Genomic DNA, 12,466 nt, shown 5'->3' on the forward strand with positions numbered 1-12,466 from the left:
CTAAGGATGCGCGCCAAACTACGCTCAGAACACCCTCATCCAACTCCGGCTAATGCCCCCGGACCAAGTCCGGGGTCATAAGCCTGCGTATCCTTCTCCCTCACGGGAGAAGGAGCGTATTACCTGGTCAGCTTCTTATAAGCCACCCGTGTCGGCCGATCCGCGGCATCGCCCAGACGCCGCCTTTTGTCCTCTTCATAGCTCTCGAAATTGCCTTCGAACCATTCGACATGGCTGTCGCCTTCGAACGCCAGGATATGCGTTGCCAGCCGATCGAGGAAGAAGCGGTCATGGGAGATGACCACGGCGCAGCCGGCGAAGCTTTCGAGGGCGTCTTCGAGCGCGCGGAGGGTTTCGACGTCGAGATCGTTGGTCGGTTCGTCGAGCAGCAGCACGTTGCCGCCCTCCTTCAGCATCTTGGCGAGATGGACGCGGTTGCGTTCGCCGCCGGACAGCTGGCCGACCTTCTTCTGCTGGTCGACACCCTTGAAGTTGAACGCGCCAACATAGGCGCGGGTCTGGACCTCGTTCTTGCCGAAGGTGAAGAAGTCGTGGCCGCCGGAAATTTCTTCCCAGATATTCTTGGATGCGTCGAGCGTGTCGCGGCTCTGGTCGACATAGCCGAGCTTGACCGTTTCGCCGAGTTCGAGCGAACCGCTGTCGGGGGTTTCCTGGCCGGTGATGATGCGGAACAGGGTGGTCTTGCCGGCGCCGTTGGCGCCGATGATGCCGACGATGCCGCCCGGTGGCAGCGAGAATTCGAGGTCCTCGAACAACAGCTTGTCGCCATAGGCCTTGGTCAGGCCCTTGGCCTCGATCACCTTCGATCCGAGCCGTTCGGGCGTCTGGATCAGGATCTGTGCCTTGCCGATCACGCGGTTTTCCTGCGAGGCGACGAGATCGTCGAACGACTTGATACGCGCCTTTGACTTGGTCTGCCGCGCCTTCGGACTCTGCCGCATCCACTGCAGTTCGTTTTCGATCGCCTTCTGGCGGCTCTTGTCCTCGCGTTCTTCCTGCTCCATCCGCTTGGCCTTGGCTTCCAGCCAGTTGGAATAATTGCCTTCGAACGGCAGGCCCTTGCCGCGGTCGATTTCGAGCACCCAGTTGACGACATTGTCGAGGAAGTAGCGGTCATGGGTCACGAGTATGACATTGCCGGCATAGTCGATCAGATGCTTTTCGAGCCAGGCGACGCTTTCCGCATCGAGATGGTTGGTCGGTTCGTCGAGCATGAGGATTTCCGGCTTGTCGAGCAGCAGCCGGCACAAGGCCACCCGGCGCTTCTCGCCGCCTGACAGGTCGGTCACCGGGCTGTCGCCGGGCGGGCAGCGCAAGGCCTCCATCGCGATTTCCAGCTGGTTGTCGAGGGTCCAGCCATCGACGGCATCGATCTTTTCCTGCAGCGTGCCCATTTCCTCCATCAGCGCTTCAAAATCGACGTCTTCCGGCGGATCGCCCATGATGTTCGAGATTTCGTTGAAGCGGTCGACGAGGTCGGCGACGTCGCGGACGCCGTCCATGACATTTTCCTTGACCGTCTTGCTCTCGTCGAGCTGGGGTTCCTGTGCCAGATAGCCGACGCGAATGCCCTCGCCTGCCCAGGCTTCGCCCTGAAACTCGTCATCCTGACCGGCCATGATCTTCATCAGCGTCGACTTACCGGCGCCGTTCTTGCCGATGATGGCGATCTTCGTGCCAGGCAGGAACTGCAGGTGGATATTGTCGAGCACCGGCTTGGGGGCTCCGGGGAAGGTCTTGGTCAGACCCTTCATGACATAGCTATATTGGACGGCCATAGATTCTGCTTTCTTGTCTTGTTGCGCGAGCCCTGAACCTGTCGAAGGGCGCGGTTTGCGGAACCGGCCTCGACAAGCGCAGCATTCACGGAAAATGGGGCTTGTTTGATGGTCCATGTAGCTATTCCGCCCGCCACCCGCAAGAGACCATTGGCAAAGCGCAAAAGGCGGGTTAGTCACTTGATCATGAGAAAAACATCCCAACTGCTCGCTGGCGCGACCGCGCTGTTTCTGTCCACCTCGGCCCTGGCCAATGATCATGATCCGGCCGCGCTGCAGGCCAAGGCACTGCAGGACGATATCGCCTGGGATATCACCGAGGGCCTGACGACCGAAATCGGGCCCCGCCAGGCCGGAACCGAGGCAGAAGCGCGGGCGAGAGCCTGGGCGGTTGCCAAGCTGAACCGGCTGGGCTTCAGTAATGTGCGCAACGAGCCCTATATGATGCCGACCTGGGTCCGCGGACAGGAAACGGCGGTGGTGACCAGTCCGTTTCCGCAAAAGCTGGCGGTGACCGCGCTCGGCAACAGCGCCAGCACCGGCGACAAGGGGCTGACCGCCGAGGTCGCCTATTTCCCGACCCTGCAGGACCTGATCGCGGCGCCGGACGGCAGCCTGGCTGGCAAGATCGCCTTTGTCAGTCATGCGATGAAGCCGACACAGGACGGATCGAGCTACGGTGCCTTTGGCTCCGCCCGGTTTGTCGGACCGAATATTGCCGCGAAAAAGGGCGCTGCGGCGATCGTCATCCGCTCTGCCGGAACCGATTATCATCGCAATCCGCACACCGGCAACACCAATTTCGACGAAGGCGTGACGCCGATTCCGGCGGGCGCGCTATCGATCCCCGATGCGGAAAATCTGGAGCGGATGATCGAGCGCGGCCAGCCGGTCCAGCTCAAGCTGGTGTTGACGCCGAAGAATATCGGCCAGCAGGAATCGGGCAATGTCATCGCCGAACTGCCCGGCAGCGACCCTTCGCTGGGCATGATCGTGATCGCCTGTCATCTCGACAGCTGGGACCTGGGTACCGGCGCGATCGACGACGCGTCGGGCTGCGGGATCATCACCGCGGCGGCGAAACATATCATGACGGCCGGGCAGCCGAAGCGGACCATCCGGTTGCTCTGGGCGGGCGCCGAGGAGGTCGGCATCTGGGGCGGCAAGGCCTATGGCGAGGCGCGCAAGGGCGATCATCATGCGCTGGCGATGGAATCGGATTTCGGCGCGGGCCGGATCTGGCGCGTCGAGTTCAACCTGCCGGAAGCCGCCACGCCGCTGGCGGACGAGATCGCGCAGGCGCTGCAGCCGCTCGGCATCGGACGCGGCCAGCAAAAAGCGGGCGGCGGCGCGGATGTGCAGGCGATCATCAAGAACAACAATCTGGCGATCATCGACCTGCAGCAGGACGGCAGTCGCTATTTCGACCTCCACCACACGCCCGATGACACGCTGGACAAGGTCGATCCGGAAGAATTGCGCCAGAATGTCGCGGCCTGGACCACGGTGCTGTCGATTGTCGGCAATGATGACAGCGACCTGAGCATGCCGGCCCCGGAATGAGGATCGCCGCCCTTTTTGCGCCGCTTGCGCTGATCGTAGCGGGCTGTTCGGAAACCCCTGTCGAGGAGAAGGGCGAAGAGGCGATCGCGGCGCACGAGGAGCAGATCGAGGCAGACGCGCGTACGATGGAGGAGGTCGCTGACGAGGCGGTCAGGGCGCGGGAAGCGGACATCGACGCCGAACTGGCCGCCGATGGCGTCGGCGTACCGGTGGCGGCGCCGGCAAAGGACGAAAACTAGCCCGCGGGCAATACCAGCGTAGCGCGCAAGCCTCCGCCTGCCCGGTTCTTCAGGATGATATCCCCGCCATGGTCGCGCGCGATGGCGCGAGCCAGCGTCAGGCCGAGGCCGGAACCGCCGGTTGCCCGGTTGCGCGAGGCCTCGCCGCGCAGAAATGGTTCGAACATCGATTCGATGGTCGCTTCGGGAATGCCCGGCCCGCTGTCGTCGATATGTATCATCAGCCTGTCACCGGAGTTTTCCACAGAGATATCCGCAGCCTTGCCATATAGCGTGGCGTTTCCGACCAGGTTGCGCAATGCGCGCCGAACCAGCGTCTCGCGTACCAGGGCGCGTTGCTTGTCGCCGCGCTGATAGCGGACGATGTGCCCGAGATCGGTGAATTCATCGACGACGGTTTCGATCAGCGAGCGGATGTCGACCGGCTCGGCCTGGTCCTGTGACCGTCCGAGACGGGCCAGCGAGAGAATGTCGTCCAGCATATGGTCGATATCCTCGATGCCAGCGATCATGCGCTCGCGTTCGGTGGCGTCCTCGACATTCTCGACGCGGACGCGCAGCGCCGCCAGCGGCGTCCGCAGGTCGTGACCGATCGCGCCAAGCATGACATCCTTTTCGCTGATCATCGTGCTGACGCGCGCGCCCATCGCGTTGAACGCGCGGATCAGGTCGCGGGTGTCCGGCGGGCCCTGCTCGGGCAGCGCCGGGGTTTCTCCCGGCCGGAAATCGAGGGCCGTGGCGGTCAGCGATTTCAGCGGGCGGGACACGTAGCGGCCGAGCAGGAACAGCGGGATCAGCATCAGCAGATAGATCATGACCGTCTGGAGCAAGAGCGTCCGCACCATCAGCGGCGAGCGGCCGCGAACGGTGGAGGCGATGCTGACCCATTGACCGTCGGCTTGCCGCGCGGAGATGATCACATAGCCGCGGATTGCGCGCGGTTCGAGCCGACCGCCCATCGAGCGGTTGATCGGACCCTTGCGCCATTCGCCCCGGTTGGCACCGATCAGGTGGCCGGCCATTGCCGGGTCGAGATCGCGGTTGAAGCTCGCCCGGATTTCGGAAAAACCGGTGCCCATATTGGCGAAGGCCTGACCGGCACGGCTTTCCAGCTCAGGCAGGCGCTGCATGTCATCGGTGACGGCGCTTTCGGCGCTGTATTTGAGCTGGCCCCAGCGCCGCGCCCGCATCGAGCCAGCGCGGCGAGCCGGTCGGTCGCTGGCCTGGCGCTCGAGTCCGAAGGCGATCCGGGCAACGGCACCGGTCGAGGCCTCGACCAGATTCTGGGTCTGGGCACCCCGATAGAGGAGAAAGCTGTTGATCGCCTGCGCCAGCAACAGCATCAGCGCGACGAGCAGCAACAATTGGCCGACCAGGCTGCGGGGCCACAGGCGCTTCACAGCGACAGGACCTCGCCGGCCAGCACATAGCCGCCGCCCCACACCGTCTTGATGATCTCGGGGTTTTTCGGATCCGCCTCGATCTTGCGGCGCAGGCGGCTGATCTGGTTGTCGACGGCGCGGTCGAAGGCATGGGCCTCGCGCCCCTGGGTGATGTCGAGCAGCTGATCGCGGTTGAGCACCTTGCCGGCGCGCGAAACCAGCGCCAGCAGCATCTGATATTCGCCGGTGGACAGCGAGATGGTATCGCCATCCGCGTCGACCAGGCTGCGCTTGTCGCATTTCAGCGTCCAGCCGGAAAAGCGGTAGCCGCCCTCCGAGGTGCCGACCTGCCGCGGCGCGCCCTTCTCGGCTCGGCGCAGGACCACCTTGATCCGCGCCACCAGTTCGCGCGGGCTGAACGGCTTGGTGACATAGTCGTCGGCACCGAGTTCCAGACCGATGATCCGTTCGGTTTCCTCGGTCCGGGCGCTGATGAAGATCACGGGGATCTCGGTCTTGTCGGTGACATGACGGCAAAAACTCAGGCCATCCTCGCCTGGCATCATGATGTCGAGCAGGATGATGTCGAAATCATAGGCGTTGAGCAGTGACCGGGCGACGCTGGCGTCGCTTGCCTGCTGGACCTTGTAACCCTGCTTGACGAGATAGTCCGCCAGCGGCTCGCGCAGCGAGGCTTCGTCATCGACCAGCAATATGTGAATCTTGTGCGTCATCCGTTCGCCCTATCACAGGAATTCCAAAAAGAAACGGACCGCCAGCCATCGGGAGGGAGGGGAATGGCTGACGATCCGTTCGCAAAACAGGGGATTCAGGGATTGGCCCCTATTTTTTCCACTGGGCGCGCATCGCCTTCCAGGCCGCCTGACGCTCTTCGCTGGTCAGCTTGCCGTCCTTGTTGGCATCGGCCTGGTCGAAGCGGGCGGTCGCCATCGATGTGAATTCGGCCTTGCTGATCTTCTGGTCGCCATTGCTATCGGCCTTGGCCAGCATTGCCATGCCGCGACCACCGCGGTGTCCGCGCATGCCCTTGCCTTTGCCCTTCTTTGCCATGGCTTCTTCCTGGCTCAGCGTGCCGTTGCCATCCTTGTCGCGACGCTCGAAATGGCGGGCCTCGCGGGCGGCGCGAGCGGCATCCATCTCGGCTTGCGAGACCTGGCCGTCGCCGTTGCTGTCCATCTTGGCGAAACGCTCGGCCTGCTTCGCTTCACGATCTTCCTTGGACAGGAAGCCGTCGCCGTTGACGTCCATGCGGGCGAAGCGCTGGTCGAGCGACTGGGTCAGTTCCGAGCGGCTGACCGCGCCGTCGCCATTGGTGTCGGCGCGCATGCCGCGGTCGCCGGGAGCGGCAACGGCGATGCCGCCGGCCATCAGCATGGCGGTGGCGGTGGAGAATAGGATTGTCTTTTTCATGTCTGTGTTCCTCTTGGTTCAGGCAGACGGTCTTTTTTCCGTCCTGGATGTCCTTCTAGTGGCGACTTGTCGCTGAACTTTGTCAGAACGGCCGAAAATTGTCGCAAATTGTAACGGACGGGCGCGGCGGTTCATGCGCATGACAGGCCGGGGCCGGTGCGGAGTGGCGTGGCGGGCGGGACGGGCGCGGGAATGATATTGTTCTTGTTTGCCGTCCCCTCCTGTCCGCGATCTCTGGCGGCGATGGCGTTGCGCGGGGCGAACGGCCCGACAGGAGGGGGCCGGCCGGCATTGATCTAGGCGAAATACCGGATGGCAGGCTTGTTGTCTGCCGGCAAAACGCGGGCCGGACAAGAACGCTGCCGTTCGCTGGCTGCACTGCGCATTTCGGCGGGATAGCGCGGAAATATGGGGTTGAGGCGAAACAAGAAAGCTGTGGTCTACCGGACTGGGCGGGGCTTATGTCGCTGCGCCGGTGGCGAAATTGGCGGAGCGGCCGACATGGCTGCGGCGGAACAAGAACGTCCCTGTTCTGCTGCCGGTTTCGGCTTGCGACGGGCTGCCAGGGAGGTGTTTTGAGCCGTCCCGGTATCTCGTCGCGAGCGTCGATCACGGGGGAACATGGCCAGGCGCACGCTGACGGGCGGAATCCGGAACAAGAAGCCTGCCGTCCGGGAACAGCAGCTTTGCGGTTCAGGCGGCCTGGCGACCTGCGGGGTGGCGGACGCGCTTGTCCGGGCCGAGCTGGAGGGCCATGGCGATCTGGATGGCGCGGCCCCTGCTGCCCGCCGGGTCCGGATGGAGGGATGGCAAGCCGCTCCCCAAGGGTCCCCGAAAAGCGCAGAAAACTGCGGGTAGTAGCGGTGCTGGCGTCATGATTGCGAGCCGGATGCCGGGCGTTCGTGGCGAGACAAGAGTTTTGCCATTGCCCGCAATGGGACGCGAACAGCAGAATTCTTGTTTGGCTTGGCGGTGCCGGTGCGGGTTCGTGGAAGCGCACCTGGCAGATGCCAGCGGCATTTTTGGCGGATTTGAGCCATTGTGGTTCCCGAACGCCGGGAATCGACGTCGACGGCCCTGGCCGGAGCGTCATGGCCGCATGACGTCACTATGCGCGGGCAAATGGGGGGCCGGGGGCCCTGTCCGGCGGGCTCGAGATCGTGCCGGGCGGCGGGTGAGTGGATGGAGGTCATGCCGGCTGGTGACAATCATACCGGCGGGTCTTCAATATTATATCGCAAATATTACAGATAATATCGCGAATACAACAGGTTGAAAGAGATTAATAATATTTAATCCGAATTCATTGCCTAGGGTGTTTTGAGCTGACGTATCCGCCATATTCTGACGCCAGACCAGCTCCTTAGCGGCTGTTAATCAGTTTTTAACGGAGGATATGGGGCTATTGCAGTATGATCCCTGCCCGCAATCATGTCGCGGTCTGCCTCAGCGGGCGCGCGGTCTCCGCCACTGCGCCCTGCCCTCAGGCCTCTATTAACCCAATGGAATATTGTTATAATTCATGATAGCGGTGACGAATCACGCGAAGAAAGAATCCCGATGTCGAAATTGCAGTCCGGTGAACAGGCACCGGATTATGGGTCAGATCCCCTGATTTTCAAGGAAATGGCCAATAATCTGCCGGTGCTGTGCTGGATGGCGGACAGCGATGGCTATATCACATGGTATAACGAGCGCTGGCACCGCTATTGCGGGACGACGCCCGCCGAGATGGAGGGATGGGGCTGGCAATCGGTCCATGATCCGCAGCGTCTGCCGCATGTCATGGAGGCCTGGACCGGTTCGATCGCGTCGGGAGAGGCGTTCGATATGACCTTCCCGCTGCGCGGCGCGGATGGCGTCTATCGCCCTTTCCTCACCCGCATCACGCCATATCGCGATGCCACAGGCGAGATCACCCACTGGTTCGGCATCAACATCGATGTTACGGAACAGGACGAGACCGCCAGGCGCCTGAAGATAAAAAGCTATGCGCTGGAGCGTGTTCTGGCCGAACGGCAGGCGATCCTGGACCAGCTCGGCGAAGGCGTGATCATCACCGATGCGGGAGGCGAAATCGTCTACATGAACGAACGCGCCCAGATCCTGCACGGGCAGGAACAGCTGGGCGTGTCGCCGGATGACTATACCGCGGCGTTCCAGCTGCTGACGGTGGACCGGGAGCCCTATCCGGTCAATGACCTGCCGCTGACCCGTGCCGTGCGGGACAATGTCACCACGGCCGACAGCGAATGGGTCATCCGTCGCGGGGACGGCTCGGAAATATTGGCAAAGGGCAATGCCAAGCCGGTCTATGACGACAACGGCGAGAAAATCGCGGCGGTGCTGACGATTCGCGACGTCACCAAGAACCGGGCCAACGAGCGCGCGCTAAAGGAAGCGCTCGAAGCGAAGGAAATGCTGCTTTACGAGGTCAACCACCGGGTCAAGAACAGCCTCCAACTGGTAACCTCGCTGTTGTCGCTGCAATCCGGACAGGGTTCGCCAGAGCTGCAGAAGAGCCTGGAGAATGCCCGGGCCCGGATCGGCGTCGTGGCGCGGCTGCACGGCCAGCTCTATCTTACCAGCAGCCATGACCGGATCGCCGCGGGCGCATTTCTCGAAAGCCTGGTCACGGAGACCGTCGATGCGCTGAAACCGAGTGACGGGGTGCGCTGCCACACCGACATTGTTGATGAAGTGGTTCTGCTGCTGGATCAGGCGATACCGCTGGCGATCGTGGTCAGCGAACTGGTTACCAATGCGCTGAAATATGCCTTTGACGAAAAAGCGGAAGGAACCGTCTCGTTATCAGTGCGTAGAATGGATGATGGAAAGATCAGGATCGAGATTGCGGACGACGGCCACGGGTTGCCTTCCGGCTTTGATCCGGCCGCTTCGTCCGGCTTGGGAATGCGCGTTTCCTACGCGCTCGTCCAGCAATTGAGAGGGGAATTGACCTTCTCCTCGTCGGATCAGGGCACGATCTTCTCGATCATGTTTGAACCGATGCCGTTAAAGGCGGAACAGTAAATTGAGTTGGTGTAATACTATGCGTGTCCTGATTGTAGAAGACGAGTTTCTGGTTGCGATGGAAATGGAATCCATCCTCAAAAGCAATGGAATTGCGGTTTCCGGATGTGCCAGCAACATATCCGAAGCGCAGCGAATCGTCCGCGAACAGGAGTGCAATTTTGCCCTCGTCGACATCAATCTAGCAGACGGTGACAGCGGTCTTTCGCTATCGCAATGGCTGGCGGAACAGAAGATACCCTCGCTTCACGTCAGCGGCAATTGCCCGGCTGACCGGGACGCCACGGCAGCGGTAGGATGCCTCAGAAAGCCATTCAGCCCGCACGATCTTATCGGATCGCTCAAAGCCGTACAGGCCGTGCTCGTCGATACGCCTCCCAAGACCCTGCCTTCCGGCCTAGCGCTGTTTTAATCTTAATCAGTCAACGCACGTGAGCCGCCGAACCGCTGTTGCGGTGGTCGGCCGCAGGGTACTGCCAAAGAATGGCAGCTTGTCCTCAACCAGGAATGATCGACCGGACCACAGAGGCAATCTGCGACTGGCGGTTGCAACCCATTTTCGAAGTGATCTGCTTGAGCTGAGTGCGAATGGTTGACAGGGACACCTGACGCGCCTCCGCAAGCTCCTGCAGCGACCTATCGCCACCAATGCCGGCAGCAATTTCGGCTTCGGCAGGGGTAAGTCCAAACAGGCTCGACAATCTTTGCACGAGAACCTTGTCGGGCGGGCGATTCACCCTGAGAAGAAGCATCGCGGCGCGCGTCCCGTTGGGCAGCTTGAGTGGCGATACGGTCGCAATCGCCGGACGGCCGTCGTGATAACCCAATATTATCGCGTCCGCACTCGGCGAGCTTCCTGCCGCTGACGCCAATGCGATTCTCAGCTGCTTTGTCGCCGTTCCCACTGCCTCGATCCGACCATGGGAATGGACGAGCAGCCGATTCTGCCGGATGTAATTTTCCGCGGCAGCATTCATCTGGAGAACGCGGCCTTCTCCGGATACCAAAAGGGCGGCATCTGCCATGGCGTCGATCATGCCCTGCAGAGTCAGGTTTTCACGCTCGAAAGAGGAGAAGCGACCCTGAATTGAAAGCATTCTCCGCAGATGAACGGCATAGTCATCGAGGGCTGCGACATTCGATTCTTCGAAACGATCCTGTGATAGGCCACGATGGACAACCGCCATTCCTGTCCCCCAGGCCGTCTGTATCCGAACACCGACCCCGCGACATGTATCGTCGCCGGACGACCGGATAAAATCATTATAATAGGCTGATTTCTGGTAGGTTTCCAAGGACACGAGATTTTCCATATCCATCGCTGAATTGACGGGCTGGCGCGTCTCTGCAGCCTTGATCCACGGGTCGACCGGAGCGAATTCGGTCGCATAGGCCATCAGTTGCTGATCGGAAAAATAGCCGCAATGCGTAAGCACCTGCATGGATCCGTCATTATGTTGCCACTGGACAAGAGCGGAGCGACCGCCGAGCGCTTCTGCCAAGCGCCGGGGCAATCCTGCCAGGCTTTCGGAATCCAGTGCCGCATCGTAAATTTCTTCGGTACAAAAACCGCGATTTTCCATGAATGCCCCCCTGCATGGTTCATCGGTCGGTACACAAACCGCACAGGGTTCCTGCCTGCTAATAGAGACAGTATCCGGATCAGACTGCGCATCACCCGCCTACCCCAAATGGGGGATGCGAATCGAGATAAAAGCTTTAAAGTCAGGTCACTAGAAGTCAATTAAGCCATTCCCGAAACAGGAAGATACCAGAGCAGCCGCGGCGATTTGTCGCGCGCGATTGCTGTGGCGTGGGACGTTTCGGGAGCGGATTGGTCAGGCTGACGGTCAATATCTTCGGGCAATTTTATACTTCAAGGGACAGATTTTGATGAGCGTGACGGGCATCACGGGTGATGAGCCAGAAGGTGCCGCATTGAAGATCTGCAATTGGGGCCTTCGCTTTATCTAACGAACGCGCGGAACAAAGCGCAATTTGGGGAAAAATTATGAAAAAAATGAATCTGATCGCAGTCGCTGTTCCAGCGTTGCTGCTCGCTGGTTGTGCAACCATGCCTGCCATGCAGAATGTTGCGACCGTCACGGATCCGGTCGCCAGAGAAGCGGCATAACCCAGGCAAACCGCTCCGCGATTGCATCTCGCTGCCCCCTGTCCGGCTTCCATTTTTTCTGGATGAACAGCGCCTGGAGGGTCGGCTTGATAATTTCGCTAAATTTCAAGCTGCTGGGGTTTAGATATTCGTTTCCACAACCGATTTTAGCAGCAGCTTGCCCTGGCGAAGGATCGATCGTTTCTTTCTCGCTCAGCTGCTGCAAAACAAGCGATACAATATCATCATCGAGGAGAGCCATAACACCCCGTCCGGATGTTTTTATAACGGGATGATCGAGCAATGCCGCTCGATCGTGCGCCTCTGCAAATCCGCGCAACTTTTGGTAGCGCGCATCGCCAAGGATTGTCTGGTTGTGAGATATACCGAGTTCATCCAGTGCATCTATTGCATCAGACAAGCTGACGCTCATTGGCGTAACCATGATCTCAAGTGTTTTGATCAACCGCATAAAATCGGCATCTGACCAGCTATCGTCAATTACGGATTCGACGATTTCTGCTTCAATCCCTATTGCATCATGCGGCACCTGCCGGAGGATCCGGTAAGCTGCTGCCATTATTTTATGCAGAGATGGTGGAGTTAAGGTGCTTCCTATTGGAGAATCTTTATGAGCGGTCGCGTGCGCCAGTTCTTCTTTGAGAGCATTTTTGAAGATTGCTTCGCGCTCTTCGATCGTCAATGTGCCGCGCTGGAAATTTGATTGCATGTCCATTTCTGTCTCATCCCATATCACGGCAAGCCGGCTGGCAAGACGGCGCGCCTCGCCTGGATCCGCTGTGCCCAGTGTTATGCTTATAGGACGTATGGACAGTTTTGATTCACAACGCCGACGAAAATGATATCTCGCGCCCTTTCGGATCAGATAGGTCTGCTTACGCATCT

The 12,466-nt window shown here is 60.3% G+C and carries 11 protein-coding genes; 5 read left to right on the forward strand and 6 right to left on the reverse strand.

Going from position 1 to position 12,466, the window contains the following annotated elements:
* Positions 1–119: 119 nt before the first annotated feature.
* Positions 120–1,799, reverse strand: a complete 1,680-nt coding sequence (ettA, locus tag V7650_RS15085) for an energy-dependent translational throttle protein EttA (protein ID WP_335657071.1) — start codon at positions 1,797–1,799, stop codon at positions 120–122.
* A 186-nt stretch (positions 1,800–1,985) separates the two neighbouring features.
* On the opposite strand from ettA, the gene V7650_RS15090 reads away from it, so the two are divergent.
* Together V7650_RS15090 and V7650_RS15095 are read left to right on the forward strand one after the other, a co-directional pair.
* Positions 1,986–3,362: a M28 family peptidase gene (locus tag V7650_RS15090; protein ID WP_335657072.1), complete on the forward strand. Its 1,377-nt coding sequence runs from the start codon at positions 1,986–1,988 to the stop codon at positions 3,360–3,362.
* Positions 3,359–3,601 carry a hypothetical protein gene (locus V7650_RS15095; RefSeq protein WP_335657073.1) on the forward strand — a complete coding sequence of 81 codons (243 nt, stop codon included), beginning with the start codon at positions 3,359–3,361 and terminating at the stop codon, positions 3,599–3,601. Before V7650_RS15090 ends, V7650_RS15095 begins: the two co-directional genes overlap by 4 nt.
* Here the strand turns inward: V7650_RS15095 and V7650_RS15100 are convergent.
* The 3 genes from V7650_RS15100 to V7650_RS15110 form a co-directional block, all read right to left on the reverse strand.
* On the reverse strand, positions 3,598–5,001 hold the full coding sequence (locus tag V7650_RS15100; RefSeq protein WP_335657074.1) for a sensor histidine kinase: 1,404 nt from the start codon (positions 4,999–5,001) through the stop codon (positions 3,598–3,600). The two genes, V7650_RS15095 and V7650_RS15100, sit on opposite strands and share 4 nt — an antisense overlap.
* Entirely contained in the window at positions 4,998–5,717 is a 720-nt protein-coding gene (locus tag V7650_RS15105; protein WP_335657075.1) for a response regulator, read from the reverse strand. Before V7650_RS15105 ends, V7650_RS15100 begins: the two co-directional genes overlap by 4 nt.
* A 109-nt stretch (positions 5,718–5,826) precedes the next feature.
* The gene (locus V7650_RS15110; RefSeq protein WP_335657076.1) at positions 5,827–6,414 is read right to left on the reverse strand and encodes a hypothetical protein; all 588 of its coding nucleotides are present in this window, start codon (positions 6,412–6,414) and stop codon (positions 5,827–5,829) included.
* Between the two features lie 621 nt (positions 6,415–7,035).
* Between V7650_RS15110 and V7650_RS15115 the strand changes: the two genes are divergently transcribed.
* The 3 genes from V7650_RS15115 (at position 7,036) to V7650_RS15125 (ending at position 9,859) form a co-directional block, all read left to right on the forward strand.
* On the forward strand, positions 7,036–7,272 hold the full coding sequence (locus V7650_RS15115) for a hypothetical protein (RefSeq protein ID WP_335657077.1): 237 nt from the start codon (positions 7,036–7,038) through the stop codon (positions 7,270–7,272).
* 702 nt (positions 7,273–7,974) lie between these two features.
* Positions 7,975–9,447, forward strand: coding sequence for a sensor histidine kinase (locus tag V7650_RS15120; RefSeq protein ID WP_335657078.1), 1,473 nt, complete (start codon positions 7,975–7,977; stop codon positions 9,445–9,447).
* A gap of 19 nt (positions 9,448–9,466) precedes the next feature.
* Positions 9,467–9,859, forward strand: a complete 393-nt coding sequence (locus tag V7650_RS15125; protein WP_335657079.1) for a response regulator — start codon at positions 9,467–9,469, stop codon at positions 9,857–9,859.
* Positions 9,860–9,944: 85 nt separating this feature from the next.
* On the opposite strand, the gene V7650_RS15130 is transcribed toward V7650_RS15125, so the two are convergent.
* Positions 9,945–11,030 (reverse strand): helix-turn-helix transcriptional regulator, encoded by a 1,086-nt coding sequence (locus V7650_RS15130; RefSeq protein ID WP_335657080.1) that lies wholly within the window; start codon positions 11,028–11,030, stop codon positions 9,945–9,947.
* Between the two features lie 519 nt (positions 11,031–11,549).
* Positions 11,550–12,464 (reverse strand): DUF6538 domain-containing protein, encoded by a 915-nt coding sequence (locus V7650_RS15135; RefSeq protein WP_335657081.1) that lies wholly within the window; start codon positions 12,462–12,464, stop codon positions 11,550–11,552.
* Positions 12,465–12,466 lie beyond the last annotated feature (2 nt).

This window comes from Parasphingorhabdus sp. (genome assembly GCF_036964565.1).
Classification (GTDB): domain Bacteria; phylum Pseudomonadota; class Alphaproteobacteria; order Sphingomonadales; family Sphingomonadaceae; genus Parasphingorhabdus.